This window comes from Nonomuraea fuscirosea, from assembly GCF_003001935.1.
Classification (GTDB): domain Bacteria; phylum Actinomycetota; class Actinomycetes; order Streptosporangiales; family Streptosporangiaceae; genus Nonomuraea; species Nonomuraea fuscirosea.
Map to the genome: position 1 here is coordinate 477,088 of NZ_PVNG01000004.1, position 25,966 is coordinate 503,053.

Consider the following 25,966-nt stretch of genomic DNA (forward strand, 5'->3'; position numbering starts at 1 on the left):
CGCACGACCGCTGGGGCGCGGATGCTCCACGCCTCGCGCGACCGCTCGTGCGCGGGTCGGTCACGCCTTGAGCAGTTGCTCGCTCAGCTCCCACAGGCGTCGCGCCGACGCGGGGTCTATGGCGTGCGGTGCGACGTCGGTCACGACCACCTGCTCGTCGCCGACGAGGGTGGTGACCGACGGCGTGTCGTTCAGCGGTGCGATGTCGCTGTTCTTCAGGTAGACCCCGCCGATCCCGGCGAGCTGCGGGCCGGCCGCCGCGAACACGATGGTGGCGGCCCCCTGCTGCGGGGTCTTCTTCTCCCGGTCGGGGTCGATGATCGGCCGGCCGACGTCGTCGATGAGCCGCTGCGCCCGCAGCTGGTCCTCGTCGAACAGGCCGGGCACGCTCTTCCGGCCGCCCCCGTCGGGCTCGGGCGACAGGTGGGCCAGGGTCGTGGCGACCACGATGCCCGGGTGCAGGGCGTAACCGCGGATCCCGTCGCCGGACCAGCGCCGGTCCAGTTCCACGGCGAAGAGCACGTTGGCGGTCTTGGACTGGCCGTAGGCCATGTGACCCTCGAAGCCGGTGGTGAAGTGCGGGTCGTCCCAGCGGATGTCGCAGAGCCGATGGGCGCCGGAGGACACGTTCACGACCCGGGCCCCGTGCGCGGCACGCAGCGCGGGCCGCAGGCCGAGGGTCAGCTGGAAGTGCCCGAGATGGTTGGTCGCGAACGTCGACTCGTAACCGCGCGCGTCCACGACCCGGCCGCCCGTGCTGCCGCCGGCGTTGTTGATCAGGACGTGCAGCGGGCGGCCGGATTCGACGTAGCGGGCGGCGAAGGCGTCGATCGAGGCCGGGTCGAGCAGGTCCAGCCGGTCGATCTCGACGCGTTCGATCCCCGCCAGCGCGGCGGCGGCGCGGCCGGGGTCGCGCGCCCCCACGGTGACGGACGCCCCTGCGCCGCTGAGCGCACGGGTGGTCTCCAGGCCGAGTCCGGCGCTCCCGCCGGTGATGACCACGTTCGTGCCGGACAGATCGATGCCCTTGAGCACCTCCTCGGCCGTCGACGCGGCGGTGAATCCCGTACCGAGGGGATGTTGCCGATGAGTCATGGGATAGCCCTCCCTGTGGCGGCTGTCATGGGGTGGTGGTCACAACGCGGCTGTCAGGCGGCGGCGCGCTCGGCGGCGGGCCGGCGGCGCAGGCCCGGCCGCAGGACGGCGGGCGTGTCGTAGGCCATGTCGAGCCGGCCGATGTCGGTGCCGGGCGGCACGATCTCGTCGATCCGGTCGAGGACGTCGTCGGTGAGCGTGACGTCGAGCCCGGCGAGCGAGCTGTCCAGGTGCTCCATGGTGCGCGGCCCGATGATCGCCGACGTGACGCCGGGGTGGGCGATGACGAAGGCCATGGCCAGGTGGTTCAGCGGCATCCCGGCCTCCTCGGCGAGCGGGATGAGCCGCTCGACGGCGTCCAGGCGGCGCTCGTCCTGCAGGTGCCGGAAGCCGAACTGGGCGCGATGCGCGGTGCTCTGCCGGTTCTTGCGGTAGCGGCCGGTGAGCAGGCCGCCGGCGAGCGGGCTCCAGACCAGGGTGCCCATGCCGAACTCCTGCACGGCGGGCAGGACCTCGCGCTCGATGCCGCGGTTGAGGATCGAGTACGGCGGCTGCTCGGTGCGCGGCCGGAGGAGGCCGCGCCGTTCGGCGGTCCAGTGGGCCCGCACGATGTCGGAGGCCGGCATGGACGAGGTGCCGAAAGCCCGCACCTTTCCGGCCCGCACCAGGTCGGTGAGCGCCGACAGGGTCTCCTCCATGTCGGTGTCGGGGTCGGGCTGGTGGATCTGGTAGAGGTCGATGTAGTCGGTGCCCAGTCGGCGCAGCGAGTCCTCCAGGGCGCGGATCAGCCAGCGGCGGGAGGCGCCCGACTTGTTGGGGACGAAGGCCGTGCCGCCGCGGGGGTTGAAGTTCACCGGGAAGCGGGCCTTGGTGGCCAGCACGACCTCGTCGCGGCGGCCCTTGAGCGCCTTGCCGACGATCTCCTCGGACTCGCCGTTCGAGTACATGTCGGCGGTGTCGACGAAGTTGATCCCCGCGTCCAGGGCCCGGTGGATGATCTTGATCGAGTCGTCGTGGTCGGGGTTGCCGGCGCCGCCGAACATCATCGCGCCGAGCGCATAAGGGCTGACCTGGATACCGGTTCCGCCGAGAGTGCGGTACTGCATGCGGATGTCTCCTGAGGTGAGAGGGAAATACCGGGCGGACCGCATGGATGCCGTACGCTGGAACCCGAAACGGAACGCCTCTCCGGAACTATACGGAATGCTGTTCCGCTTAAGCAAGTCCGAGGGAGAGACGCGACGGAGCACACCCTGGGCATGACGAAGAGCGGGCGCGCGTTGTCGCGCCCGCCGTGCGGCGTGGGAACTCGGGCGAGCCCGGTGTCAGCGGAAGTCGGAGATGCGCAGCACCGCCAGCATGTCCGAGGCCCGGGAACCGGTCGAGAAGGACGCCTCCGCGCCGACCCAGCCGCGGAAGGCGCCCGAGTCGTCGATGATCTGCATGAGCGGCTTGACGTGCGAGTTGCCCGTGTAGCAGAACTGGCCGCGCTCCATCGCCAGGCAGGTGCACCAGTGCCAGAGCGTGTCGCGGCGGTCGGTCTTGGAGATCATCGTCAGGTAGTACTGGATCGAGCTGACGTTGGCGCGCGTCCCGCCGCCGTACTTGGGACAGCCTCCCGACTTCTGGCACGCGCCGCGCGAGGACGGCTGCAGGTACGTCAGGCACGACGTGGTGGCGGCGCAGGCGCGGAAGGCGGAGTGGCCGAACGGCTGGTTACGCGAGGTGACCATCTTGCCGCTCGCCCAGCTCGTCAGGTCCTGCCGCAGCGAGCCGGGGAACGCCTTGACCGAGGTCATCGCGCGCCGGGTGCCGAGCGCGGCGTTGCTGCCGTAGCCGTACCCGTGTGTGGCCAGCGTGCTGCTCCTGAGGTCGAGGCGGGCCAGCTTGCCGTCCGGCGAGCGCCGCACGTTCCACTGCTCCGTCCACTTCTGGGCGATCTTCCACCGGATCGTGAGCACGTCGCCCGCCACGCTGTACGTGCCGGTACGGCTCTCGTCGGGAGCGCCGGTGAAGCCGCCGGCGGTCAGCACCTCGCAGGCCCGGGGCTTGGAGGCGACACCGCCGGCCTTGGTGGTGCAGCTCGGGTCGGGCCTGGTGCCGGTGCGCTGCCTGGCCTTCGGGTTGCGCTGCCACCACAGGTAAAGGGAGGCGCTCACCGTGCCGTTCGCGGCGAAGCGGTAGCTGCCCAGCCGCAGCCAGTTCTGCCGCGACGAGGCCTTCAGATGCCCTTGCGAGACGACGAACGTGGACTTCCCGTCCGGCAACCCGGCCAGGGAGCCGGAGACGGACGCGGATGCGGCGGCCGGCGCGGGGATCGCGGCGGGGGCGGCGCCGGCCGGGACGGCGGGTGGCAGGGTGACGGCGAGGACGAAGGACAGGATCGCGGCTGCGGTACGCAAGAGCAGACTCCCGGGGGCTGGCGGGCTTTGGCCGATCGTCAACGACACACCGTATTCGGTCCGGCCGGATATGTCACTGAAACCGCAGGGCCGATGACTCCCCGAGGGCTTGAACGCGCCCAGCCCGGCTGTTTAGTCTCCTTATGACCGGAACGCCCGGATGCCGTCCGCGCACGCGTCCGGCGCCCGCACGGGAGGTACGGTGACACCGGACGCGAGCCCCGCCTTCGACCACATCCACGCCGGCTACGACCCCGACCCCGCGCTGTCGATGTCGCTGCACGCCGACGCCTACACGGATCCGGCCTGGTTCGGCGTCGACCAGCGGGCGATCTTCGCCCGCACGTGGCAGTGGCTGTGTCACGGGGAGCTGCTGCGGGAGGCGGGCGCCTACGTGACGGGCACGGTGGCCGGCCTGCCGATCGTGGCCGTCCGCGACGAGGCCGGCACGCTGCGGGCCTTCTACAACGTGTGCAAGCACCGGGCGCACGAGCTGCTGTCCGGCTCCGGGGTGCGGCGCAGCATCGTGTGCCCGTACCACGCCTGGAACTTCGACCTGACCGGCCGGTTGCGGCGGGCCAGGAACACCGGCGGCATGCCGGGCTTCGACGTCTCGGGCGTCTGCCTGGACCGGATCCAGGTCACCGAGTTCGGCGGCATGGTGTACGTCAACCTCGACGCTGAGGCGGCCCCGCTGGGCGCGCAGGCCGCGGGGCTGGAGGCGGAGATCACGGCGCGGGCGCCGGACGTGGCCAAGCTGACCCTCGCCCGGCGGCTCACCTACGACATCGCCTCCAACTGGAAGAACGTCGTGGACAACTTCCTGGAGTGCTACCACTGCCACGTGGCGCACAAGGACTTCGTCTCGCTGGTGGACATGAGCACCTACCGGGTCACCACGCACGGGATCTGGTCCAGCCACATGGCCCAGGCAGGACAGGCCGCCAACTCCGCCTACGACGTGTCGGGCGCGACGGTCACCGAGCACGCCGTGTGGTGGCTGTGGCCCAACACCTGCCTGCTGCGCTATCCGGGCCGCGGCAACTTCATGGTGCTGCAGATCATCCCCGACGGTCCGGAATGCACCCGCGAGACCTGGGACTTCTACCTGGAGACCGCGGAGCCGGACGCGGCCGAACTGGACAGCATCCGCTACATCGACGAGGTGCTGCAGGTGGAGGACATCGCCCTGGCGGAGAGCGTGCAGCGCGGGATGCGCACCCCCGCCTTCACCCAGGGGAAGATCGTCTACGACCCCGGCGGCTCGGGCCTGTCCGAGCACGCCGTCCACCACTTCCACGGCCTCGTCCTGGACGCCTACGGGCGTGAGCTCGGGCGGCCGTCCTGACCGACACGGGCCCACGACGGCCGAGGCGGGTCAGCCGGACGCCGGGGTGGGGTCAGCCGGACGCCGGCGGGGCCGCGAGCACGGCGACGGCCTCGACCTCGACGAGCTGGTCGCTGTAGCCGAGCACGGTCACGCCGAGCAGGGTGCTGGGCACGTCGTGCTCGCCCATGTACTCCCGATACACCTCCCAGGCCTTGACCAGGTCGCTCTGCTGGGAGGAGGCCACGTACACGGTGGTCTTGACGACGTCGGTCAGCGCCGCGCCCGCCTCCTCCAGCGCGGTCACGAGGTTGCGCATCACCTGGTGCGTCTGACCGGCGTAGTCGCCGACCGCGACGGTCTCGCCCTTGAGGTCGAGCGGGCAGGCCCCGGCCACCCAGATGGAGCGCACCGGCGCGTCGGCGACGGCGGCGTAGGCGTACTCCACCTCCGCGAGCCGGTCGTTCCTGATCAATCTGACGCCACTGCTCATATGCGCTCCATTCCGTCTCGTCCGAAGGCAGCCACAACCTAGCCGATGAGGCGGGGTTTCGGCCGTCCATTTTCGCGCCGGCGGCCGTACCGCCGAGCGCCCGGTGATCACCTCTCGCAGATCATGATCCGGTCGGGCATACTGATGCCGCTTGACCATGATCACTGACTTGGACGAGGGCTGTCGGTGGCGAGGCACCCGTGGGTGAAGTCCCGTACCGCCCCCGGCACGGGACGAAAGGAAGCCATGTCCGAGCACGGCATCAACCGGCGCCGCCTGCTGACCTCGGCCGCCGCCGTCGGCGGCCTGACCCTGGGAATGGCGGCCGGTGCGCGGGCCGCCTCCGCGGAGGCGCGCGACGCCGCCAGGGCCCGGGCCGCCTCCCGCGCCGGCCGCGCCGCCGAGACCTGGGAGAACCTCATCGAGAAGTCGTCCTTCAGCAGCTGGACGAACTTCACCAAGGAGTGGAACCTGCTCTACCCCTGGGACGGCGACCCCGACACCCACAACGGCGCCGCGCTGATGCAGGCGAGCCAGGTCTCGCTCTCCGGGGGCGTGCTGACCCTCACCGCGACCAGGCTGTCCGCGCCGGCGGGGGAGAGCGCGCACGCGCCGCACGCCCCGCTGTGGTACCGCTCCGGCGCGATCCACGCCAAGGAGCAGATCGTCGTCGACGACGAGTTCCCCGAGTACGACATCGAGGGCGAGTTCAGGACGCAGACCGGGCTGGGCGTCTGGCCGGCGTTCTGGACCACGGGGACCGAGCCGAACTGGCCGCCGGAGAGCGACATCCTGGAGTACGTGGGCGACTCGACCAACCTGTTCAACACCTGGAACAAGACCTCCAGCGGCGACCCGGGCGAGACCCAGGACGGCGACGCCTTCGTCACGCGGGCGCCGGTGCCCGTCGCGGACCCGTACCAGGCGTTCCGCAAGTACCGCGTCTGGCTGTACAAGGACGGCCCGGACGTGATGTGCGACTACTACCTCGGCACCACGGGCGGTCAGCTCGAATGGGTGGCGACGCACCGGGGCAAGGGCTGGGCCGGCGTCCCGCAGTACCTCATCATCAACCTCCAGATGGGCTCATGGGCGTCCGACCTGGACGGCCCCGACGACGAGGACTGGCCGGCGCAGCCGGGCCCGGCGGGCGACACGTACTTCCATGCGCGCAATGTCTGGATGGGTCGTACGCGCATCTCGTGAGGTCCTGACCTGCGAGGAGGGTCCGGCGGACGGGCGGCTCGGGGCGCGAATACGGAGAAATAACGCGTCAGAGTGGTAAATGTCTGCCAGAGTTATCCTAGAGACATCTGTTTGGTCTCCTTCGTCCTCGGAACAGGCGACCCGCCGAACCGGTACGGCACCTCGCCGCCGGTTCCGGGGACACGGTCCATTCCGTGAGCCCGGGGCGGCGGCGCCTGACCGGGCCGCGTTCCGCCGCCGAAGACGTCGTGGACCATGTCGCCGGATGATCGAAAAGGACCCGTGAGTTACAGCAGCAACGGCCAGGAGCCGACCGGCCGCCCTCGGGACACCGGAGGGCGGGCCCGCGCGTCGGCTCGACCGGGGAGACGTCAGCGCCCGTCCGAGGGCGGCGCGCCCGGCGAGCCCTTCTCCGCCCATGCCGAGCGGCCGGCTCCCCAGCCGGGCGCTCCATCGGGCGTCCCGTCGCAAGCCCCACCCGACGCGCCGCCGGGTACGCGGCGGCGCCGGAGCGGTCGCGGGAGGCCGGGCGGGTCCGGCGGCGACGGTCCGGCTGGTCACGGTGCTCAGGGCGCTCAGGGTTCCGGTGGTCCAGGTGGCCGCGGTCCTGGTGGGCAGGGCCCTGGCGGTGGCGGCCCTGGTGGCGGTCCCGGCGGTGGTGGTCCCGGCGGTGAAGGTCCCGGTGGGCGGGACGAGCCGGCGGGGCGGCGCGGCTCGCGCCGCAGCGGCTGGAAGCGCTTCGTCCCCAGCTGGAAGATCGTGGTGGCCGGCGTCACCGTCCTGGTGGCGGGCGTGTTCGGCATGATCATGGTCGCGTACGCCAACACGCCGCTGCCCGACGAGACCCAGGACCAGGCCATCGAGCAGGGCAGCATCATCTACTACCGGGACGGCAAGACCGAGATCGCCCGCCTGGGCACGAAACGCGAGATCGTCGACATCTCCCGGATCCCCCGGCACGTCCAGGACGCCTTCATCGCCGCGGAGAACCGTACGTTCCGGACCGACCCTGGCATCTCGGTGTCGGGCATCACCCGTGCGGTGTGGAGCACGGTGACCGGCCAGCAGGTCCAGGGCGGTTCGACGATCACGCAGGAGATGGCCCGCGGCTACTACGACGGCCTCAGCCAGGAGCGGACGATCCAGCGGAAGGTCAAGGAGATCTTCGTCGCCATCCGCGCGGGCAAGGAGATGTCCAAGGACGAGATCCTGGCCAACTACCTCAACACGATCTACTTCGGGCGCGGCGCGGACGGCATCCAGGCCGCCGCGCAGGCGTTCTTCGACCGGGACGTGGAGAAGCTGACTCCCGCCCAGGCCGCCTACCTGGCGGGCCGGATCCAGAGCCCGGACGCGTTCGACGCGGCGGAGGCGAAGAAGAACTTCGCGCCGACGAAGGAGCGGTTCGCGTACGTCATCGACGGCATGGGCGTCGTCGATCCGGCGAAGTACGGCTCGCTGCGCACCACGGCGAAGTTCCCCAAGCTCGCCAGGCCGGACAAGAAGGAGACGCTCAAGGGCATCAACGGCTACATGGTCGACATCGTCCAGCGCGAGCTGGAGCGGCGGGGGATCACCCGCGAGCGCCTGCGCGCCGAGGGGTACCGCGTGACGACGACGTTCGACAAGAGGCTGATGCGGGCCGCGAAGAAGACGGTCGAGAGCAACCTCGACGCCATCGGCGACAAGAACATCCGCGCGAACATGGCCGCCGTGGACCCGCGCAACGGCCGCGTGATCGCCTTCTACAGTGGCCGTGACTATCTCAAGAGCTTCACCAACAACGCCTTCGACGCCAACAAGCAGGCCGCGTCGGCGTTCAAGCCGTACGTGCTGGCCGCCTGGCTGGAGAGCGGCTACAGCCTCAAGAGCTTCGTGTCGGGCAAGGGCCCGGTCACGCTGCCGGGCACCAAGCCGATCCGCAACTCGCACGACGTCGGCGCGGCGGTGCAGATCGACAAGGCCACCGCCCAGTCGGTGAACACCGCGTTCGCCACGATGGCGCAGGAGGTCGGCCTGGAGGAGGTCGAGAAGATCGCCGAGGGCGCCGGGATCGACAAGAAGGACCTGGCCCTGGCCATCAAGGACCACGCCTACGGCATGTCCATCGGCGCCGGCCTGGTCACCCCGGTCGAGCAGGCCGCCGGGTACGGCATCTTCGCCAACGGCGGCGTCCACCACGACGCCCACGTGGTCATCTCGGTCAAGGCGTACACCGGCAAGACCGTCCTGCAGGAGGCCGGCAAGCCGGCCACGGTCATCAGCCCCGACACCGCCGCCGACGCCACGTACGCGATGCAGCAGGTGGTCAAGAACGGCACCGCGGCCGGCACGGCGCTGCCCGGCGGCCGGCCGATCGCCGGCAAGACCGGCACCAACAACGAGAACAAGGAAGCCTGGTTCGTCGGCTACGCCCCGCAACTGTCCGCGGCCGTCGGGATGTACAAAGAGGTCCCGCAGCGCAACCCGAAGACGAAGAAGATCCTCAAGGACGCCAACGGCTACCCGCTGCCCAAGGAGGTCTCCCTCGGGAACATCCAGGGCGCCGGCACGCCCACCAAGATCTGGCGCGACTTCATGACGCTCGCGATGGAGGGCAAGCCGGTCGAGCCGTTCCCCGCGCCGGCCTTCGCCGGCGAGCCGCACAACCTGGTGAACAAGCCGGAGCCCAAGCCGACCAAGGAACCGGACGAGCCGGGCGGCGACGACTTCGGCACCGATCCGGCCTGCCCCGGCGACCCCTCCTGCGGCGCCGGCGACCCGGGTGACGGCACCGTCGACGACGGCGGTGACGACGGCGGCGACACGGGCACGTCCGACGAGGACCCGCTCGGGGACGACGGCGACCCGACGCTGAACGACAACGGCGATTCCGGCAGTACGGGCGATTCCGGCGGGACCGGCGACTCGGGCGGCACCGGCGATTCCGGCGACACCGGGGACTCAGGCGGCACGGGCGACTCCGGCGGGACCGGTACGGCACCGACCTCCGGCCCCCAGGGCGGCTGAGGCCGCCCGCACGGTGAGGCTGCCCGGACACGGCGCGCGGAAAGATGACAGGAGGTGTCGGGTTTTCGGTCGAGAATGGACACCGACGCCCGGCCACCAGGGCCGGCCATGACTCGACGAGGACCTCGATGCACGAAACGCCGGAAGAGCTCAAGGAGCTGCAAGCCCTCCTCGACGCCTCTCTCGCCCGCTCCACCCCGCATCTCCGCTCGATCATCCGCGGCGAGAGCACTCTGACCGCCGAGCAGCTCACCCAGGTGCTCACCGGGATGCGGACCCTCGCCCTGTCCACCGTGACGGCGAAGGGCGAGCCGCGGATCAGCGGCGTGGACGGGCACTTCCTGCACGGGAGATGGCTTTTCGGCACCGCGCGCGACGCGGCCAAGGCCCGCCATCTCGCCGCCAGGCCCGCCGCCAGCGCCGCCTACCTGCTCGGCGAGGACCTGGGCGTGTTCACCCACGGCGAGGTCGAGATCCTCAACCCCCGTGACGGCGAGCCGGCCGCGGACTGGCCGGACCTGCTCGCCTACTTGCAGGATCATTACGGCCAGGACGCCTTCGACTGGGAGAAGGACGTGGTCTACTTCCGGCTGCGTCCCCGCTGGATGACCGTGTACGCGCCCGACTTCGGGAAGCTCGTCTCCTGAGGAGTCACGGACGGTCGGCGCGGACCGCCTCCGGGCTCCGGCAGACGAGGCAGAAGCGGTAGAGGTCCACCCGGGTGAGCGTGCCGGCCGGGTTGTAGCGGCGCTTGCAGAAGGCCCGCCAGTTGCCGGTGGCCTCCAGCACCGCGCCCGCCGCCTGGCACTTGAGGCACGCGTTGGGGTTGTTGTACGACGAGTCGAAGTAGTAGTCGCGGGGGATGGAGCCGTCGCTGCAGGCGACCGCCAGCGCGACCGCAACGCTCGTGCTCGTGCTCGCGCCGGCGGTCGTGCTCGTGCTGGTGCTCGCGCCGGCGGCGGCGCTTCCGCCGGTCAGCAGCGTGACGACCGTGCCGAGCACGGCGGCCGCGCCCAGCACGACGACCGGCCGGCGTCCCGTCGATCTTGTGAATGCCATGTCAGCCTCCTCCTGGTGGAATCCCGATTCTCGGCGGAGGCGACAGGGCAGGACAGGGCGGCAGCCGGGCATCGGCCGGACTTATCGCGATTCGCCGCCCCATTCCAGCCGGTCGGCCCCTAGTCTGCCGGGCATGCGCATGCTGCACCTCGGGCTGCGGGTCACCGACCTGGACCGCTCGCTCGCCTTCTACACCGCCGTCGGCTACGCCGAGCTCGGCCGGGTCCCGGAGACGGGGTTCGGCAGCCTGACCATGCTCAAGCTGCCCGGCGACCCGTACGTGAGCCTCGAACTCGTGCACGATCCCGCGAGGCCGGTCAAGGACACCGGCGCCGTCAACCACCTCGTCATCCAGGTGGACGACCTCCACGCCACGATCGCCGGCCTCGCGGACAAGGGCGTCACGGCCGAGCCGCCGGCGGAGCTGGGCCCGGGGTTCTGGACGTCGTGGCTGACCGACCCCGACGGCTACCGGATCGAGCTGGTCCAGTGGCCGCCCGGCCATCCCCCCGGCATGACGGCGGCGGACTTCGCCTGACGTCCGAAGCCGCCGGCCAAGGCCCTCAGGTTGTCGCGTACAAAGGTGCCAGGTCGATGAAGATGCGGTAGTCCGAGATCAGGCCGTCGTCGCGGGTGCGCCAGATCGTCACGGCGGCGGCGCTGACGTCCTTGCCGTCCAGCCGGCGGTAGGTGACCTCGGTCTCGGCGATGCTGTCCGCGCCGACCCGCCAGTGCCTGACGATCCGGTGCCGCAGGCCCCCGATGGTGGCGTAGAACGCGCGCAACCCGTCGGCGACGGCCTCGCGGCCCACCATCGGCTCGGCGTTGCCGAACACCATCGTGACGTCCTCGGCCAGCAGCTTCGCGAACGCGTCCGGGTCGAACGTGTCGACGGTCTGGAAAAGGTGGCGTACCTCGTCGTCGGACATGCCGCTCATCCCCCTGCCGCTAAGGATCGATGCCTCCACGATGAGCGCCGCACCGCCGCCGGGCAAGCCATGAATTCGTGCCGGAAAGCGCCCGAACGGGCCTCTTCTAGATCGGTAGAGTGAGCGATCGTCGCGGACGCCGTCATCGACGTCGACGAACACGACTACAACGCCGCCGGCTACGGTGTGGGCCGGCCCAGCGTGACCAGCGTCGACCAGCAGGGGAACCTGCTGCTGTTCTACAGCGGACTGGACTGCGCGGCCCTGGACGCGCCGGACCCGTCCTGCGACGTCGCCGATCGCGGCACCGCCGTGCGCACGCTGGACCTCGGCGACGCCGGCGCGCCGGTGCTCGGCGAGCGGCGCTTCGTCACCACCGCCGGGCTGACACCGGAGCCGTTCCTGCCGAACTCCGGACGATTCCTGCACCACGCGTCCTGGGCCTACGTTCCGCGGGCACCGTGCCGCCCCGGGACGGCTACTTCACCTGTCGTCCCCAGCACGGCACCACGGCACTGTGATGTGACGCAGGCCGGGCGCCGGTGTATACGAGCGTGTACTCAAGCGAACTATACACTTGTAGAATGAGCGACCGACCCGCACCCGACCGGCGCAGACGCGACGCCGCCGCCACCCGGCAGGCCATCCTCGACGCGGCGGTCGCCGCCTTCACCCGGCACGGTTACGACGGGGTGGGGGTCCGCGACATCGCCGGGAACGCGGGGGTGACCGCGATGCTCATCAACCGCTACTTCGGGTCGAAGGAGCAACTGTTCGCCGAAGCGGTCGACGTCTCCTTCGCGCCGCGTACCGTCATCACCGGCACGGGCCGGGAACTGGCCGCGAGCACCGCGCGCACGCTGGTGTCACGGACGGCGCCGGACGCCGAGGAGCTGGGCCCGTTCCTGCTCATGCTCCGGTCGGCCGCCAACCCGCGCGCGGCGGAGATCATGCGCGAGGCGATCGGCCGCCACGCCGGCCGCCACCTCACCGAGGAGTTGTCCGGCCCGGGGGCAGAGGTGCGGGCGGAGCTGATGCTCGCCGTGCAGGCGGGGGTGTGGCTGATGCGCCACGTCATCGGCACCCCGGCCCTCGCCGAAGCCCACTCCGAAGACCTCGCCCCGCTCGTCACCACCCTCTTCCGCTCCCTGAACCCGACCCCGGCCGACACCGTCCCCCAGGCATGACCGGGCTCAGCCTGACGTCGCGCACCAGGCACGGCTGCTTAGGCACTGACGTCTCCTGCCGGGCGTGGCCGGGCTCGGATGGACGTCGTGCGCCGGACGCGGAGAGGGCGGACTGACGCCGTGTGCCGGGCATGGGCGGACCCGGCCGGCATCGCGTGCGGCCTGAACGGTGGGGTGGTCAGGCGGCGGTGATGCCGCCGTCGATCGCGAGGGCGGCGCCGGTGATGAAGCCGGCCTCGTCACTGAGCAGGAACGCCACGAACGCCGCGACCTCCTCCGGCCGGCCGACCCGCCCGATCGGGTGCATCGCGGCGGCGATCCGCATCGACTCCTCCGGCGTCGGGCCCATGCCCGCCCGCAGCAGCGGCGTGTCGACGCCGCCGGTGACCAGGGCGTTGACCCGTACGCCGGCCGGGGCCGCGTCGAGCGCCGCCGAACGGGTGAGACCGATGACGCCGTGCTTGGCGGCGCTGTAGGAGGCCATGCCCGCCTGCCCGGTCACGCCCAGGATGGAGGCGTTGTTCACGATCGCGCCCCCGCCGCTCGCACCCAGCGCCGGGATCTGGTGCTTCAGGCCGAAGAAGACGCTGTTGAGGTTGAGCGCGAGGTCCCCCTGCCAGGCGTCGCCGTCGATCTCGGTCACCGCCCCTGCCGCCGTGGCGGCCCCGACGTTGTTGAACACGCCGTCGAGCCGGCCGTACCGTTCGACCGTCTGCCGGACCAGCTCCGCCACCTGCCCTTCCTCGCGTACGTCGGTGGGGACGAAGGTGGCCTCCCGCCCGGCGAGCCGAAGGCCGGCCACCAGCGCCTCTCCCGCTTCCTTGCCACGGGCGGCCAGGACGACCTTGGCCCCCTCATCAGCGAGCCGCTCGGCAGCGGCGCGGCCCATGCCGGAGGTGGCGCCGGTGATCAGGATGACCTTGTCGGTGAAACGCGTGGACACGATGACTCCTCAGTGTTGTCGGGTGACGTCAATGGCCAGGCTCGGGCTCAGAAGATGAGCGCGATGACCGGGATCGGGGTTCAGAAGGTGAGGACGATGCGGCCGCGGACGCCGCCGGCTTCGAGTCGCCGGTGTGCTTCGGCCGCCTCGCTCGCCGGGAGGGTGGCCGCGACGCGCGGAGTGAGCACGCCCTGCTCGGCGAGGTCGCGGATCTGGCGCAGTTTGTCCGTCCGGCCCGCGTATTCCGGGACGAACGGCGTCAGCACCGTGACCCGGCCGCCGACGTTCGACACCTGGCCGCCGGGCAGCTTCTCGTCACGGAAACGGGCGTAGGTCCCGCCGTCGCGGACGGCGTCGAGCAGACCAGTCCCGACGAGCGCGGTATCGGCGAGGGCGTCCACGCCGTCCGGATACAGCGCCCGAATACGAGCGGCAACGCCCGATCGCCCTGGGGCGGGGTCCGTTGCGGGCAGGTCGCGAGCAGCGGCGTCTGTTCTGCTCCGGTCGCGAGGGACGACGTTCGTCGCGCCCAGCTCGCGGACCAGGGCCTCGTCGGCGGGGGCGGCGTCGGCGAGGACCGTCAGGCCCGCGTGTCCGCCGAGTTGCACCAGGTACCCGCCGAGAGCCCCGGCGGCCCCGATCACCGCCAGCACCGAGCCAGGAGCGAGGGCCAGCTGGTCGAGGGCCAGCAGGGCGGTGAGCCCGTTCATCGGCAGGGTCGCCGCCGCCACGTGGTCCAGGCCGGCGGGCGCGGGGACGACCCAGCCGGCCGGCAGCACGACGTGCTCGGCGTAGCCGCCGGCGGCCTGGCCGATCGGGATCACCATCGCCATCACCGGCTCGCCCACGGCGAGACCGGTCTCGGTTCCCGGGCCGATCTCGTCGATCACGCCGGCGATGTCCATCCCGGGCACGTACGGGCCCGGCACGCCGGCGAGCACGTGAGCGTTCGCGCCGGAGCGCAGCAGCGTGTCCGATGGGTTGACGGCCGCCGCGTGCACCCGCACCCGGACCTCGCCGGGCCCGGCGTGCGGATCCGGCAGATCCATGACCCGAAGCACGTCCGGCCCGCCGAACTCGAAAAGGCCGATGGCTCGCATCATCGCAGCTCCCATACGGTTCTCTTTAGTTACCTGGTACGACATTCGTACCCTCGCACTAAGGGGCAAAAGCGACAAGAGAGCACTTTCAAGTGCGCAGGTATCACCGGGAGAACCGTTCCGGAACGGAACCAGGTACCGTCCGTATACTGGGGGCCATGGCGGAACCGCTCCCGATCCTGGCTGACGACGGCCTGTGCGAAGAAGGCCGCGACCTGATCCGCGGCGTGCTCGAACGCATCGGCGACAAGTGGTCGGTGATCGTCATCTGCCAGCTCGGCGACACCACCCTGCGCTTCAACGAGCTGCGCCGCATGAGCGCCCCCATCACGCAACGCATGCTCAGCGCGACCCTGCGCGGACTGGAGCGGGACGGCCTGGTGACGCGGACCGTCCACGACACCAAGCCCCCGAGGGTCGACTACGCGCTCACCCCGCGCGGAAGCAGCCTGCTCGAAGTCGTCCGCGCCCTGGCCGGCTGGGCGGAGCGCAACGCCACCGGCATTCTGGACTCCAGAACCGCCTTCGACGCCCGGTGACCCGAGGCGACCCGGACGGGTTGTCCGCAGGCCCCGAACGGGAAGGTGGACCACTACGGGACCGCCATCGCGAACCCGCCGGACATCGGGCCCGGCGCGGGATGGATTCTGGCGGGTATCCCTGGGCGCTGATCGGCATGTCCCCGCGGTTTCGCGGGGGGAGCTCGTGGACAGGAACGACCGGATGGAGAACGTCCCCGCGGTCATGACGGCCGCGTACATCACCGGCCTCGGCCCGGCCGACCGGATCACGATCGGTGAGCTGCCGGTCCCGGCGCCGGGCCCGACCGACGTGCTCGTCCGCACGGAAGCGCTGGCCGTCAACCAGGTCGACACGTTCGTCCGCTCGGGCGCCTATCGCACCCACACCCCGTTCCCGTTCGTCATCGGCCGTGACCTGGTCGGCACGGTCGCCGCACACGGCGCCGGAGTCGCGGGGTTCCGTGCGGGGGAGCGGGTGTGGTGCAACAGCCTCGGCCACGACGGCCGGCAGGGGTCGTTCGCCCAGTACGCGGTGGTGCCCGCCGACAGGCTGTACCGGCTGCCGCCCGACGTGCCGCCGGACCTCGCCGTGAGCACCCTGCACACCGCCGCGACCGCCTGCGTCGGGCTGTTCCGCGAGGGCGGGCTCCGGGCCGGCCGGACCGTCCTCGTCAACGGGGCCGCCGGCGGTGTCGGCAGCGCCGTCGTCCAGGTCGCCGTGGCCGCGGGCGCGAAAGTCGTCGCCACCGCGTCCGCGCGGGACGCCGAATGGTGCCTGGCCCTCGGCGCGAGCGCCGTCGTCGACTACCGCGATCCGCACCTGGCCGAACGGGTGAGGGACGCGGCCCCGGACGGCGTGGACCTCGTCTGGGACAACTCCGGCGTCAACGACCTCGAAAGCACGCTGCCGCTGCTGGTCCAGGGCGGGCGCGTCCTCGTCATGGCGGGGCTGCGCTCGCGGCCGGTGCTGCCGGCGGGCGACCTCTACCCGCGTGACCTGAGCATCCGCGGCTTCGCCATCAGCAACGCCTCGATCGCCGACCTCCGGTCGGCCGCGACGACGATCAACGCCCTGCTCGCCGAAGGGCGGCTCCGGGTCCGGATCGGGGCGAGGCTGCCGCTGTCCGACGCCGCCGAGGCCCACCGCCTCCTGGAGGACCACCGCCCCGACCGGGTCAGGGGACGTGTCGTCGTCCTGCCGTGACAAGGCCGGCGGTGGCGTCGGACGGGTGGCCGGGCCGTGCCCGGCCGGGTCGGGACGAAGGGCCTAGACCCGCTGGTCCGGTGGGAAGCCGGTCCAGCGGAGGTCGGCCGGCAGGTGGCCCATGTCGTTGTAGTACAGGACGGAGGCGGGGCGGTCGGGGCTGTAGCGGATGACGGTCAGGGCGGCGTTGGCGTGGTTGAGGCCGAGCCAGCGCCACTCCGGCGCGTCGAGCGCGGCACGGACGAGCCAGCCGATCAGGAAGTTGTGCGTCACGACCAGCTCGTGCCCGGTCCCCTCCGCCACCGGGCCGGTGAACGCGTCCATGGCCCGCGCGGCGAGCTCGTCGCCCCCGTCGGCGGGGAACTGCTCCAGGAAGGCCAGGTAACGGCCGGCGTGCTCCGGCGGCAACTCGTCCGCGCCGGGACGGTACGGGACGTAGTCCCCGGCGGCCTCGGAAAGCCGCAGCGGCACGTCCGGCAGCTGCTTCCCGATCAGCGCGGCGGTCTCCGCGGCCCGGGGCAGCGGGCCGTGGTGGACGGCGGCGAGGGGGACGTCGCGCAGCCGCTCGCCGAGCAGCGTGGCCTGGCGGCGGCCGTTCTCGGTGAGACCGCTCTCGTCCGGCGTGGCCTCGCCGTGGCGGGTGAGATACAGGTAACGGGTCATGATTGCGTCATTGATAGCAGAAGTCCGGAATCGCCGTCATCAGTCCGGAATCGCCGTCATAGCGGCGGATGAGCGCGGCCGATGAGCGCGCCCGAAAAGCGTTGGCGTCGCCGTCGCCGCGCGGGCTAGCGTGGCCTCGGTCCCCGTGTCAGGAGGGCCGTGACCGGCGGATGGGAGATCCGGGATGACTGCTGAGCTCGTCGCACTCTGCTTCGACGCGAACGACCATGAGGATCTCGCCCGCTTCTGGGCCGGAATGCTGGGCTGGGAGGCGGCCGCCGACCCGCACGACGGCATCACGCTGCTGCCGGCCGACGACACCGGGTTCCGGATCCGGTTCGTGCCGTCCGAGGAGAAGAAGCTCGGCCAGAACCAGATGCACTTCGACCTGACCAGCACGTCCCTGGAGGATCAGGAGCGGAAGATAGCGAGGGCGCTCGACCTCGGCGGCCGGCACATCGACGTCGGGCAGCGCCCCGACGAGGACCACGTGGTGCTGGCCGACCCCGAGGGCAACGAGTTCTGCGTCATCGGCCCGGACAACCAGTTCCTCGCCGACTGCGGCTACGTCGGGGCGCTCGCGAGCGACGGCACGCAGCGGGTCGGCTACTTCTGGAGCGAGGCGCTGGGCTGGCCGCTGGTCTGGGACCAGGACGAGGAGACCGCGATCCGCTCACCGCACGGCGGCCCCAAGATCACCTGGGGCGGCCCGCCGGTGAACCCGAAGCACGGCAAGAACCGGCTGCACTTCGACCTCGTCCCCGCCCCCGGCCAGGACCTTCAGGCCGAGGCCGACCGGCTCGTCGCCCTCGGGGCGACCCGCGTGGACATCGGTCAGGGCGACGTCGCCTGGGTGGTCATGGCCGACCCCGACGGCAACGAGTTCTGCCTGTACGACCGCCCGCCGGCCTGACCGGCCGGACGCGGCGGCCCGCCGGGCCGTTCCGTCAGCTGGAGCAGATCCGGGCCCCGGGGACCGGTGCCCTGCCGGGTGAACGCCTCGTATGGGCAGGCGGTCAGCTCGGGGTCGCGCGACTCCCACCCCTGCAGCCACTGGCGCAGGCGTGGGTTGTCCACCTTGAGCGAGCCGTCGGGCAGCAGCCGGCCGACGGTGTTGGCCGGCTCCGACAGCCCCACGGTGCACTTGCCGAGCCGCCCGTCCGCCCGGACCATCAGCGAGTTCGCGCGGGCGGCGTAGCACACCTCCTCCGGCTGGAACAGGCTCGCACCCCGCCCGTCCGTCCGGATGATCTCCTCCAGCGCGGCGATCCTCGCGTCCTCGGCGTCGAGCACCTCCATGGACGCGTCGCCGGGGCCGCCGAGCCGCACCACCCGCTTGAGGAACACCAGGAACCGGGGATCGCCGAGGAACGTGTCCCGCACCCGGGTGAGGAACTCCGGCATCACCACCAGGTTGCCCGGAGTGAGGTGGACCCGCAGCAGCACCCGCACGTCCGCCGAACCGTCGCGGATCGACGACAGGTTCCGCCAGATGCGCTCGAACGTACCCTGGCCGTCGGCCCGTACCCGCGTGTGGTCGTGGTGCTGGGCGGGCCCGTCCAGTGACACCTGGAACCTGCGGATGCCCAGCTCGGCCAGGCGGCGCGCGGCCGGGTCGTCGAGCAGGTAGCCGTTCGTGGTCATGTCGCTGTCGTAACCGAGGCCGGGCCTGCGCCGCCGGGCCTCGCTCGCGTGCGCGGCCACGTCCTCGACGATCGGCCGCGCCAGCATCGGCTCCCCGCCGAACCACGAGATCTGCAGGTGCGCCAGGTCGTCGCGGCGCCGGTCGATGAGGTTCTTCACGCCCTCGACGACCTCGGGACGCATCCTTCCGATGGCGAAGTCCTCGTAACAGTACGTGCACCGGAAGTTGCACTGCTCGGTGGGGAAGAGGATGAGATGGAGCCGGTCGCTGCGGAACGACGCGGCCATCTCCCGATCGAACGCGGAGACGCCCGCCGGCTCGCCCGCGCTCACTTGGGCGCGCAGCCCATCGAGCAGTTGCCGCCGAAGCAGTTGTTGGCGACATGACCCGGATGTCCCGGATGCGGCGTCAGCTCCGCGTCACCGGCCAGGGCCTGCAACGCCCGGGCGATCTCCGGATCGGCGATCGTGACCCGGCCCTCGTCGTCGACGCTCACGTCCTTCGCCCGGACGGGCACGGCTGATTCATCGGCCATCGTGCACTCCTGTGTCGTTCCCCGCCGGTCCTGCGCGACGGCTGCGGGGACGGCCGGGTGTGCGTGGTCCGATGGTGGTTGCCTGCGGCTTCGCCGAGCACGTACCCGAAGGGGTCTCCGGCGATAGCAAAGCCACCGCCAAATCGGCGCTCCTGGATAGATCCCGCCCGGCCGGGGTAGCGGGACGGCCGGCGCAGCGGCAGACGGGAGTCACGGATGAGCACCATGGCGGGAGACTGGAAGATGACGATCGTCGACGGATGCATGCCCGGCGACCAGCTCAGCCTGCTCAACGTCAGCGCGGGGATCGCCCGGGTCGAGCTGACGCTCTGCGCGGAGGGCGGGCAGCCGCTGGGGCCGATCCGGCTGGTCATCCCGCCGCAGCGCACCCGCTCCTCCGTCCTGGCCGACCTGGTCGGTGCCGGCGGTCCCGTGCGGGAGCTGCCGCACTCGGTCGTGGTCGTGTCGGACGCCCCCGTCCTCGTCCAGCCGCACCCGGCGGACCGGGACGCCCCGGAGACGGCACAGCAGCCGGCACAGCAGCCGACACGGCAGCCGGCACAGCAGTCGGCACAGCAGTCGGCGGCCTGACCGCGCCCGCGGGCCGAGGGCATTCTGCAGCATCTTCTCTGCACAAGGGTTTCGGCACGCCACTAGGCTGGGCGGATGTCCACCGACCCGGTCATGCACACGCCTGCGGCGATGAAGGCGCTGGCCAGCCCGCTGCGGCGGGAGATCCTGCGCCAGCTGGCCAACCACGGCCCGGCCACCTCGACCACGCTGGCCAAGGCCATGGGTCAGAACACCGGGACCACCAGCTACCACCTGCGGCTGCTCGCCGACACCGGCTTCGTGACCGAGCTGCGCGAGCGGGCCAAGGGGCGGGAACGCTGGTGGGAGGTGGTCAAGGCCGACCGGCGGCTGCCGGCCCGCGCGGACATGACCGACGCCGAGCAGGACCTCGCCGTGCGGCTGGGTGATTCGCGGCTCGCCGAGGACCTGCGCCTGCTGTCGGCCTTCGTCCGCGACCGGGACGAGGACAGCGACTGGCAGCAGGGCTCGCGCTCCAGCACCTTCATGACCAAGGAGCGGCTCAAGGAGTTCCACGAGGAGTACCTGAAGCTGGTGCGCCGCTTCGGCTCCGACCGCGACAGCGCGCCCGAGGGCGCCCGGATGATCCTGCTGCGCTGGATGGGCTTCCCCGACCCCCGCGGCTCCTGACGACGAGCTGCCGGGTGCGGCGTAAGAGGCGCCGCGCCCCCGCTACACCGGCCGGGTCCTCAGGGAGTCTGACGTCATGACTCTCGCATCGGGACGCGTACGCCGGTGTCCTGGGCGACCTCGGCGGCGTGGTCGTAGCCGGCGTCCACGTGCCGGATGACGCCCATGCCCGGGTCGTTGGTGAGCACCCGGCGGATCTTCTCCCCGGCCAGCGCGGTGCCGTCGGCCACGGTCACCTGGCCGGCGTGGATCGAGCGGCCGATGCCGACCCCGCCGCCGTGGTGGATCGACACCCAGGAGGCCCCCGAGGCCACGTTCACCATCGCGTTGAGCAGCGGCCAGTCGGCGATCGCGTCCGAGCCGTCCAGCATGCCCTCGGTCTCCCGGTACGGCGAGGCCACCGACCCGCAGTCCAGGTGGTCGCGGCCGATGACGATCGGAGCCCGCAGCTCACCGCTCGCCACCATGTCGTTGAACCGCTCGCCGGCCCGGTCGCGTTCGCCGTAGCCGAGCCAGCAGATCCGCGCGGGCAGGCCCTGGAAGTGCACCTTCTCGCCGGCCAGGCGGATCCAGCGGGCCAGCTGCTCGTTGCCGGGGAACAGCTCCAGGATCGCTCGGTCGGTGGCGGCGATGTCGGCCGGATCACCCGACAGGGCCGCCCACCGGAACGGGCCCTTGCCCTCGCAGAACAGCGGCCTGATGTACGCGGGCACGAACCCGGGGAAGGCGAAGGCGCGCCCGTACCCCGCCAGCTGGGCCTCGCCCCTGATGGAGTTGCCGTAGTCGAACACCTCCGCCCCCGCGTCCATGAACCCGACCATGGCCTCGACGTGCCGCGCCATCGACGCGCGGGCCCGCTCGGTGAAACCGGCCGGGTCCTTGTCGCGCTCGAAGGTCATGTCGTCGAACGCCATCCCGGCGGGCAGGTACGCGAGCGGGTCGTGGGCGCTGGTCTGGTCGGTGACGACGTCGATCGGGGCGCCTTCGGCGAGCATGCGCGGCAGCACCTCGGCGGCGTTGCCGAGCAGGCCGATCGACAGCGGGCGCCGGGCGTCCCTCGCCTCGGTGGCCAGCCGCAGCGCGTGCGCCAGGTCGTCGGCTCGCACGTCGAGGTAGCCGTGGTCGAGGCGGCGCTGGATGCGGGACGGGTCGCACTCGACGCAGATCACCACGCCGCCGTTCATGGTGACGGCCAGCGGCTGGGCGCCGCCCATCCCGCCGAGCCCGGCGGTGAGCGTGATCGTCCCGGCCAGCGAGCCGCCGAACCTCTTGGCCGCGACCGCGGCGAACGTCTCGTACGTGCCCTGGAGGATGCCCTGCGTGCCGATGTAGATCCACGAACCGGCCGTCATCTGGCCGTACATGGTCAGCCCCGCGGCCTCGAGGCGCCGGAACTCCTCCCAGTTGGCCCAGTCGCCGACCAGGTTGGAGTTGGCGATCAGCACGCGCGGCGCCCACTCGTGGGTGGTCATGACGCCGACCGGCCGGCCCGACTGCACCAGCATCGTCTCGTCCGCCTTGAGCGTGCGCAGCGTGCGCTCGATCGCGTCGAACGAGCGCCAGTCGCGGGCGGCGCGTCCGGTGCCGCCGTAGACCACCAGCTCGTCGGGATGCTCGGCCACCTCGGGGTCGAGGTTGTTCTGCAGCATCCGCAGCGCGGCCTCCTGCTGCCAGCCGAGAGCCGTCAGCGTGCTGCCGCGGGCGGCCCGGACCGGGCGTGCGCCTTCCATGATGTTCGGTTCCTTTCGTCAGCGGGCCGGTGCGGCCTCGGCGGAGGGGTAGATCATCTCGGCGGGCGGGTTGGCGGTGCGCCTGGCCCAGGGGTAGTAGAGCGCGGCGGTCGCCACCAGCCCGACGATCCACGAGATGTCGGCGCCGCCGAGCAGCTCGGTGACGGGCCCCGTGTAGAGCTTCTGGGCCAGGAACGGGATCTGGATCAGCACGCCGAAGGCGTAGCAGACCAGCGCGGGCACGTTCCAGCGGCCGTAGCGGCCGGACGGGTCGTACAGGGCGGGGATGTCCACCCGCTCCTTGGAGATCCGGTAGTAGTCGGTGAGGTTGATGGCGCTCCACGGCGTGAACACCATGAGCAGCACCAGCACGAAGTTCTTGAAGTTGTTCAGGAAGTCGGCGCTGGCCATGATCGCCACCGCGACCGACACGGCGGTGAAGGCGACGATGTAGAGCGCGCGGGCCACCGGCGAGATCCGTGAGCGGCCGTTGAACGCGGTCACGGTCGTCAGCAGGCACATGAAGCCGCCGTAGGCGTTGAGCGTGTTGACGGTCAGCTTGCCGACCACGATCACGAGGTAGATGAGCAGCGCGACGGCCGCGGGCCCGGCCAGCTCGCCGACGAAACCGACCTGGTCTCCGACGAACGCGTCGCCGGAGACGGCCGCGATCAGCGCGCCCAGCGTCATCGCCCACTGCGAGCCGATCACGCTGCCCGCGAACGTGCTCCAGAACGTGGCCGACTCGGGGGTGCTGCGCGGCAGGTAGCGCGAGTAGTCGGCGACGTAGGGGCCGAACGTCAGCTGCCAGGCCGCCCCGAGCCCCACGGCCAGCAGGAACGTCGGCGCCTCGAACGGCTTGACGCCGACGACCGCGCCCACGTCGTACGTGGTGAACACGGCGATCAGCAGGTAGCCGAGGCCGCACACGCCGACCACGGTCGCGATCCTGCCGACGGTGTGGATGAGCCGGTAGCCGGTCACCGCGACGATCACCGTCAGCGCGCCGAAGAGCAGGATGCCGGCGGTCGCGGGCACGTGCAGGATTCGCCCGAGCGCCTGGCCGGCCAGCACGCTGCCGGTCGCGGCGAAGCCCAGGTACATCAGCACGACGAGGACGAGCGGCACGACCGCGCCGAACACGCCGAACTGCGCCCGGCTGGAGATCATCTGGGGCAGGCCGAGCCGCGGGCCCTGGGCGGAGTGCAGCGCCATCACCACGCCGCCCAGCACGTTGCCGATGAGCAGCGCGACGATCGCCCAGAGGGCGTCGGCGCCGAAGACGACGGCGAGCGCGCCGTCCACGATCGCGGTGATCTGCATGTTGGCGCCGAACCAGAGGGTGAACTGGCTGCGTGGCGTGCCGTGCCGTTCGGCGTCGGGGATCACGTCGATCGTCCGGCGCTCCACGGCGGGGGCCGCGCCCGGGGGATGGTCGTGCTGCATGGCGGTCCGCCTCTCGCGCTTCTCGCGCCCTGGGGGATACAGGGGATGGGGGAAATGTACAGTCCTGTATATACAGCTCGCTACCCTGCGGAGGAAGATAAACTTCCGGCCATCGGCCAGGAGAGCTCCTCCGTCCCGCCGTCCCCGAGCCCGTCCCGCCGTCCCCCGAGCCCTGAGGATCGCCAGGCCATGGTGCCCATCACGGTGGTCGAGTCCGAACTCGCCGCCCAGTTCCAGCAGGTCGGCCCCGCCTCCGCGCCCGCGTACGAACGGGTCAAGACGCTCATCGCGACCGGCGTGCGGTCCGGGCGGTGGGCCCACGGCCAGCAGCTCCCGTCGGAGCACCAGCTCGTCGGCGCGCTCGGCCTGTCCCGCATGACGATCAACCGGGCGCTGCGCGAGCTGACCCACGAGGGCCTCGTCGTGCGGCGGGCGGGGGTGGGCACGTTCGTCGCCGCGCCCAAGGCCGCCTCGGCCCTGCTCCAGGTCAGGAACATCGCCGACGACGTACGGCGGCACGGCCACCGGCACCGCACCGAGGTCGTCTACGCACGCGAGGAGCCGTCGGGCGCGGCCGATCCCGAGCTCCGGGCGGCGGCGGGGCCGACCGTGTTCCGCACGCTCATCGTGCACTTCGAGGACGACACCCCCATCCAGCTGGAGGATCGCCTGGTCAACCCGGCCGGCGCGCCCCACTACCTGGAGCGCGACTTCACCCGGCAGACCCCGCACGCCTACCTGAACGAGGTGGCGCCGCTCACCCGTGGCGAGCACATCGTCGAGGCGGTGCTCGCCGACGCCGCCGAGCGCCGGCTGCTGCGCATCGGCCGCCACGAGCCGTGCCTGCTCGTCCGCCGCCGCACCTGGTCCGGCGACGTGCTGGTGAGCTCGGCCCGCCTTCTCCATCCGGGCTCCCGCCACCGCCTCGAAGGCACCTTCGGCACCGACTGAGCACCCGCCGGCCGGCTGCTCCACTGCGCCGGCCGCATTTCCCGCCGCCCGGGGCCCGCAGCCGCCGGCTCCGGGCGGCCGGGCGGTCAGGGCAGCATGGCCTCGATGAGGTCCGCGGCGCGCGCGGTGCCGCCCTCGGCCTGTGCTTCGGCCCGCAGCCGGGCCGAGCGGCGGGCGACCTCCGGGTCGGTGGTCAGCTCGATCAGCGCGGTCCGCAGCCGCTCGGCCGTGGCGTCCTCGGTGTCGATCCGGTGGGCGATGCCCAGCTCCACCAGCCGGTCGGCGTTCGTGAACTGCTCGGCGCCCTGCGGAACGGCGATCATCGGCACGCCCGCCAGCAGCCCTTCGCCGCACCCGCCCATCCCGGCGTGGGTGACGAAGGCGTCGGCCTGCTCCAGGATCGCCCGCTGCGGCACCCAGGGGTGCACCTCGACGTTGGCCGGGATGTCGCCCAGGTCGCCCGCGTCGGTGTATTTCCCGATCTGCAGCACGACGTGCCAGCCGGGCAGGTCGCCGAAGGCCGCCAGGCACCGGCGGTAGAACTCCGGCCGGCGCGTGTACGCCGAGCCCAGCGAGATCAGCAGCACCTTGCCGGCGTCCGCCGGGCGGGTCCAGGAGTTCCCCTCGCCCGACAGGTCGAAGCAGGGGCCGACGAACGTCACCGTACTGGTGTCGACCTGGTCCGCGTACGGCTGCATCGCCCGGGAGATCAGGGCCAGGGCGCGCTCGGGTCGGCCGGAGAAGGCGTCCACGTCGAGGGTGGTCGCCCCGCAGCCGGCCAGCCAGTCCGCGAACCTCTTCCGGTAGTCGCCGGCGCCCGGCAGCTCCCACAACTGCGCGGCCACGTCCTGCTCGTACCCCTTCCAGGCCACGAACGTCGGGGACAACTGCAGCAGCGGGCGACCCTGCCGCTCGGCGAGGGCGCGGGCGGCGTAGCCGGCGATGTCGTACAGGTAGAGGTCCGCGGGATCGTCGTCGTAGGCGGCGCGCAACTGCGGCAGGGCCTGGACGGCGTTGTCCAGGAACAGGCTCATCGCGGCGATCGGGTCGTCGGGCCAGAGGTTGTCCGCCACCGGCAGGGTGGAGGTGCAGGTGACCAGCTCGGCCCCGGTCCCGGTGATCAGCTCCGCGACCGCCGCGTCGTTGGCGTAGGTCACCCGGTGGCCGCGGGCCACCAGTTCGCGGATGATCTCCAAGCTGGGCAGGACGTGGCTGATGGCGGGGATCCCGACCATCGAGATATGGGCACGACGACGCGGCACGCAGATCACTCATTTCAGTACTCAAGGTGAAACGTCCA

At 71.6% G+C, this 25,966-nt stretch carries 26 protein-coding genes; 12 read left to right on the forward strand and 14 right to left on the reverse strand.

The window, feature by feature from the left end:
* Positions 1–60: 60 nt before the first annotated feature.
* The 3 genes from B0I32_RS12340 to B0I32_RS12350 form a co-directional block, all read right to left on the reverse strand.
* The gene (locus tag B0I32_RS12340; protein WP_106237953.1) at positions 61–1,095 is read right to left on the reverse strand and encodes an SDR family NAD(P)-dependent oxidoreductase; all 1,035 of its coding nucleotides are present in this window, start codon (positions 1,093–1,095) and stop codon (positions 61–63) included.
* A 53-nt stretch (positions 1,096–1,148) separates the two neighbouring features.
* Positions 1,149–2,201, reverse strand: coding sequence for an aldo/keto reductase (locus B0I32_RS12345; protein WP_106237955.1), 1,053 nt, complete (start codon positions 2,199–2,201; stop codon positions 1,149–1,151).
* Positions 2,202–2,420: 219 nt separating this feature from the next.
* A complete protein-coding gene (locus B0I32_RS12350) occupies positions 2,421–3,497 on the reverse strand; it encodes a hypothetical protein (protein ID WP_106237957.1) in 1,077 nt (358 codons plus the stop codon).
* A 202-nt stretch (positions 3,498–3,699) separates the two neighbouring features.
* On the opposite strand from B0I32_RS12350, the gene B0I32_RS12355 reads away from it, so the two are divergent.
* Positions 3,700–4,845, forward strand: coding sequence for an aromatic ring-hydroxylating oxygenase subunit alpha (locus B0I32_RS12355; protein WP_106238298.1), 1,146 nt, complete (start codon positions 3,700–3,702; stop codon positions 4,843–4,845).
* 52 nt (positions 4,846–4,897) lie between these two features.
* Here the strand turns inward: B0I32_RS12355 and B0I32_RS12360 are convergent, their stop codons facing one another.
* A complete protein-coding gene (locus B0I32_RS12360) occupies positions 4,898–5,317 on the reverse strand; it encodes a RidA family protein (protein ID WP_106237960.1) in 420 nt (139 codons plus the stop codon).
* Positions 5,318–5,563: 246 nt separating this feature from the next.
* Here B0I32_RS12360 and B0I32_RS12365 point away from each other — a divergent pair, with 246 nt between their 5' ends.
* From B0I32_RS12365 to B0I32_RS12380, 3 genes are all read left to right on the forward strand, one after another.
* Complete coding sequence (locus B0I32_RS12365) at positions 5,564–6,523, forward strand: glycoside hydrolase family 16 protein (RefSeq protein ID WP_106237962.1); 960 nt, start codon at positions 5,564–5,566, stop codon at positions 6,521–6,523.
* A 762-nt stretch (positions 6,524–7,285) separates the two neighbouring features.
* Complete coding sequence (locus tag B0I32_RS12375; protein WP_181307299.1) at positions 7,286–9,532, forward strand: transglycosylase domain-containing protein; 2,247 nt, start codon at positions 7,286–7,288, stop codon at positions 9,530–9,532.
* 128 nt (positions 9,533–9,660) lie between these two features.
* On the forward strand, positions 9,661–10,179 hold the full coding sequence (locus B0I32_RS12380) for a pyridoxamine 5'-phosphate oxidase family protein (protein ID WP_106237968.1): 519 nt from the start codon (positions 9,661–9,663) through the stop codon (positions 10,177–10,179).
* Positions 10,180–10,183: 4 nt separating this feature from the next.
* On the opposite strand, the gene B0I32_RS12385 is transcribed toward B0I32_RS12380, so the two are convergent.
* Positions 10,184–10,591: a hypothetical protein gene (locus B0I32_RS12385; protein ID WP_106237969.1), complete on the reverse strand. Its 408-nt coding sequence runs from the start codon at positions 10,589–10,591 to the stop codon at positions 10,184–10,186.
* A gap of 133 nt (positions 10,592–10,724) precedes the next feature.
* Between B0I32_RS12385 and B0I32_RS12390 the strand changes: the two genes are divergently transcribed.
* Positions 10,725–11,129: a VOC family protein gene (locus tag B0I32_RS12390; RefSeq protein WP_106237972.1), complete on the forward strand. Its 405-nt coding sequence runs from the start codon at positions 10,725–10,727 to the stop codon at positions 11,127–11,129.
* A gap of 25 nt (positions 11,130–11,154) precedes the next feature.
* Here B0I32_RS12390 and B0I32_RS56415 read toward each other — a convergent pair whose 3' ends face one another.
* Positions 11,155–11,952 (reverse strand): nuclear transport factor 2 family protein, encoded by a 798-nt coding sequence (locus tag B0I32_RS56415; protein ID WP_146178133.1) that lies wholly within the window; start codon positions 11,950–11,952, stop codon positions 11,155–11,157.
* Positions 11,953–12,104: 152 nt separating this feature from the next.
* Between B0I32_RS56415 and B0I32_RS12400 the strand changes: the two genes are divergently transcribed.
* Positions 12,105–12,707, forward strand: a complete 603-nt coding sequence (locus B0I32_RS12400; RefSeq protein WP_106237976.1) for a TetR/AcrR family transcriptional regulator — start codon at positions 12,105–12,107, stop codon at positions 12,705–12,707.
* 178 nt (positions 12,708–12,885) lie between these two features.
* Here B0I32_RS12400 and B0I32_RS12405 read toward each other — a convergent pair whose 3' ends face one another.
* Both B0I32_RS12405 and B0I32_RS12410 read right to left on the reverse strand, forming a co-directional pair.
* The gene (locus B0I32_RS12405; protein WP_106237978.1) at positions 12,886–13,650 is read right to left on the reverse strand and encodes an SDR family NAD(P)-dependent oxidoreductase; all 765 of its coding nucleotides are present in this window, start codon (positions 13,648–13,650) and stop codon (positions 12,886–12,888) included.
* Between the two features lie 80 nt (positions 13,651–13,730).
* The gene (locus B0I32_RS12410; RefSeq protein ID WP_245955774.1) at positions 13,731–14,753 is read right to left on the reverse strand and encodes a quinone oxidoreductase family protein; all 1,023 of its coding nucleotides are present in this window, start codon (positions 14,751–14,753) and stop codon (positions 13,731–13,733) included.
* A gap of 155 nt (positions 14,754–14,908) precedes the next feature.
* Between B0I32_RS12410 and B0I32_RS12415 the strand changes: the two genes are divergently transcribed.
* Both B0I32_RS12415 and B0I32_RS12420 read left to right on the forward strand, forming a co-directional pair.
* The gene (locus B0I32_RS12415; protein WP_106237981.1) at positions 14,909–15,289 is read left to right on the forward strand and encodes a winged helix-turn-helix transcriptional regulator; all 381 of its coding nucleotides are present in this window, start codon (positions 14,909–14,911) and stop codon (positions 15,287–15,289) included.
* Between the two features lie 166 nt (positions 15,290–15,455).
* A complete protein-coding gene (locus B0I32_RS12420) occupies positions 15,456–16,475 on the forward strand; it encodes an NADPH:quinone reductase (protein ID WP_245955775.1) in 1,020 nt (339 codons plus the stop codon).
* Between the two features lie 63 nt (positions 16,476–16,538).
* Here the strand turns inward: B0I32_RS12420 and B0I32_RS12425 are convergent, their stop codons facing one another.
* Complete coding sequence (locus tag B0I32_RS12425; RefSeq protein WP_106237983.1) at positions 16,539–17,138, reverse strand: histidine phosphatase family protein; 600 nt, start codon at positions 17,136–17,138, stop codon at positions 16,539–16,541.
* Positions 17,139–17,322: 184 nt separating this feature from the next.
* Between B0I32_RS12425 and B0I32_RS12430 the strand changes: the two genes are divergently transcribed.
* Positions 17,323–18,051: a VOC family protein gene (locus tag B0I32_RS12430; RefSeq protein ID WP_106237985.1), complete on the forward strand. Its 729-nt coding sequence runs from the start codon at positions 17,323–17,325 to the stop codon at positions 18,049–18,051.
* Here the strand turns inward: B0I32_RS12430 and B0I32_RS12435 are convergent.
* Together B0I32_RS12435 and B0I32_RS12440 are read right to left on the reverse strand one after the other, a co-directional pair.
* Positions 17,973–19,115, reverse strand: a complete 1,143-nt coding sequence (locus B0I32_RS12435; RefSeq protein WP_219911745.1) for a radical SAM protein — start codon at positions 19,113–19,115, stop codon at positions 17,973–17,975. The two genes, B0I32_RS12430 and B0I32_RS12435, sit on opposite strands and share 79 nt — an antisense overlap.
* Entirely contained in the window at positions 19,112–19,318 is a 207-nt protein-coding gene (locus tag B0I32_RS12440) for a hypothetical protein (RefSeq protein WP_106237987.1), read from the reverse strand. Before B0I32_RS12440 ends, B0I32_RS12435 begins: the two co-directional genes overlap by 4 nt.
* A 216-nt stretch (positions 19,319–19,534) precedes the next feature.
* On the opposite strand from B0I32_RS12440, the gene B0I32_RS12445 reads away from it, so the two are divergent.
* Together B0I32_RS12445 and B0I32_RS12450 are read left to right on the forward strand one after the other, a co-directional pair.
* Positions 19,535–19,909: a sensory rhodopsin transducer gene (locus B0I32_RS12445; RefSeq protein ID WP_106237989.1), complete on the forward strand. Its 375-nt coding sequence runs from the start codon at positions 19,535–19,537 to the stop codon at positions 19,907–19,909.
* A gap of 75 nt (positions 19,910–19,984) precedes the next feature.
* Positions 19,985–20,539, forward strand: coding sequence for an ArsR/SmtB family transcription factor (locus B0I32_RS12450; protein ID WP_219911746.1), 555 nt, complete (start codon positions 19,985–19,987; stop codon positions 20,537–20,539).
* Between the two features lie 74 nt (positions 20,540–20,613).
* Here the strand turns inward: B0I32_RS12450 and hutU are convergent, their stop codons facing one another.
* A complete protein-coding gene (gene hutU / locus B0I32_RS12455) occupies positions 20,614–22,269 on the reverse strand; it encodes a urocanate hydratase (RefSeq protein ID WP_106237991.1) in 1,656 nt (551 codons plus the stop codon).
* An 18-nt stretch (positions 22,270–22,287) separates the two neighbouring features.
* Positions 22,288–23,715 (reverse strand): purine-cytosine permease family protein, encoded by a 1,428-nt coding sequence (locus tag B0I32_RS12460; RefSeq protein ID WP_106237992.1) that lies wholly within the window; start codon positions 23,713–23,715, stop codon positions 22,288–22,290.
* A 189-nt stretch (positions 23,716–23,904) separates the two neighbouring features.
* Between B0I32_RS12460 and hutC the strand changes: the two genes are divergently transcribed.
* On the forward strand, positions 23,905–24,666 hold the full coding sequence (gene hutC / locus B0I32_RS12465) for a histidine utilization transcriptional repressor HutC (protein WP_106237995.1): 762 nt from the start codon (positions 23,905–23,907) through the stop codon (positions 24,664–24,666).
* Between the two features lie 86 nt (positions 24,667–24,752).
* Here hutC and B0I32_RS12470 read toward each other — a convergent pair whose 3' ends face one another.
* Complete coding sequence (locus tag B0I32_RS12470) at positions 24,753–25,901, reverse strand: macrolide family glycosyltransferase (RefSeq protein ID WP_106237997.1); 1,149 nt, start codon at positions 25,899–25,901, stop codon at positions 24,753–24,755.
* Between the last annotated feature and the right edge of the window lie 65 nt (positions 25,902–25,966).

What these genes read in the sequence shown, in the direction of transcription:
- B0I32_RS12340 (WP_106237953.1), bottom strand. Translation starts at nt 1,095, where the DNA reads ATGACTCATCGGCAACATCCCCTCGGTACGGGATTCACCGCCGCGTCG.
- B0I32_RS12365 (WP_106237962.1), top strand. Translation starts at nt 5,564, where the DNA reads ATGTCCGAGCACGGCATCAACCGGCGCCGCCTGCTGACCTCGGCCGCC.
- B0I32_RS12430 (WP_106237985.1), top strand. Translation starts at nt 17,323, where the DNA reads ATGACTGCTGAGCTCGTCGCACTCTGCTTCGACGCGAACGACCATGAG.
- B0I32_RS12360 (WP_106237960.1), bottom strand. Translation starts at nt 5,317, where the DNA reads ATGAGCAGTGGCGTCAGATTGATCAGGAACGACCGGCTCGCGGAGGTG.
- B0I32_RS12410 (WP_245955774.1), bottom strand. Translation starts at nt 14,753, where the DNA reads ATGATGCGAGCCATCGGCCTTTTCGAGTTCGGCGGGCCGGACGTGCTT.
- B0I32_RS12400 (WP_106237976.1), top strand. Translation starts at nt 12,105, where the DNA reads ATGAGCGACCGACCCGCACCCGACCGGCGCAGACGCGACGCCGCCGCC.
- hutU (WP_106237991.1), bottom strand. Translation starts at nt 22,269, where the DNA reads ATGGAAGGCGCACGCCCGGTCCGGGCCGCCCGCGGCAGCACGCTGACG.
- B0I32_RS12380 (WP_106237968.1), top strand. Translation starts at nt 9,661, where the DNA reads ATGCACGAAACGCCGGAAGAGCTCAAGGAGCTGCAAGCCCTCCTCGAC.
- B0I32_RS12470 (WP_106237997.1), bottom strand. Translation starts at nt 25,901, where the DNA reads ATGGTCGGGATCCCCGCCATCAGCCACGTCCTGCCCAGCTTGGAGATC.
- B0I32_RS12345 (WP_106237955.1), bottom strand. Translation starts at nt 2,201, where the DNA reads ATGCAGTACCGCACTCTCGGCGGAACCGGTATCCAGGTCAGCCCTTAT.
- B0I32_RS12415 (WP_106237981.1), top strand. Translation starts at nt 14,909, where the DNA reads ATGGCGGAACCGCTCCCGATCCTGGCTGACGACGGCCTGTGCGAAGAA.
- B0I32_RS12445 (WP_106237989.1), top strand. Translation starts at nt 19,535, where the DNA reads ATGAGCACCATGGCGGGAGACTGGAAGATGACGATCGTCGACGGATGC.
- B0I32_RS12385 (WP_106237969.1), bottom strand. Translation starts at nt 10,591, where the DNA reads ATGGCATTCACAAGATCGACGGGACGCCGGCCGGTCGTCGTGCTGGGC.
- B0I32_RS12450 (WP_219911746.1), top strand. Translation starts at nt 19,985, where the DNA reads ATGTCCACCGACCCGGTCATGCACACGCCTGCGGCGATGAAGGCGCTG.
- B0I32_RS12460 (WP_106237992.1), bottom strand. Translation starts at nt 23,715, where the DNA reads ATGCAGCACGACCATCCCCCGGGCGCGGCCCCCGCCGTGGAGCGCCGG.
- B0I32_RS12390 (WP_106237972.1), top strand. Translation starts at nt 10,725, where the DNA reads ATGCGCATGCTGCACCTCGGGCTGCGGGTCACCGACCTGGACCGCTCG.
- B0I32_RS12425 (WP_106237983.1), bottom strand. Translation starts at nt 17,138, where the DNA reads ATGACCCGTTACCTGTATCTCACCCGCCACGGCGAGGCCACGCCGGAC.
- B0I32_RS12440 (WP_106237987.1), bottom strand. Translation starts at nt 19,318, where the DNA reads ATGGCCGATGAATCAGCCGTGCCCGTCCGGGCGAAGGACGTGAGCGTC.
- hutC (WP_106237995.1), top strand. Translation starts at nt 23,905, where the DNA reads ATGGTGCCCATCACGGTGGTCGAGTCCGAACTCGCCGCCCAGTTCCAG.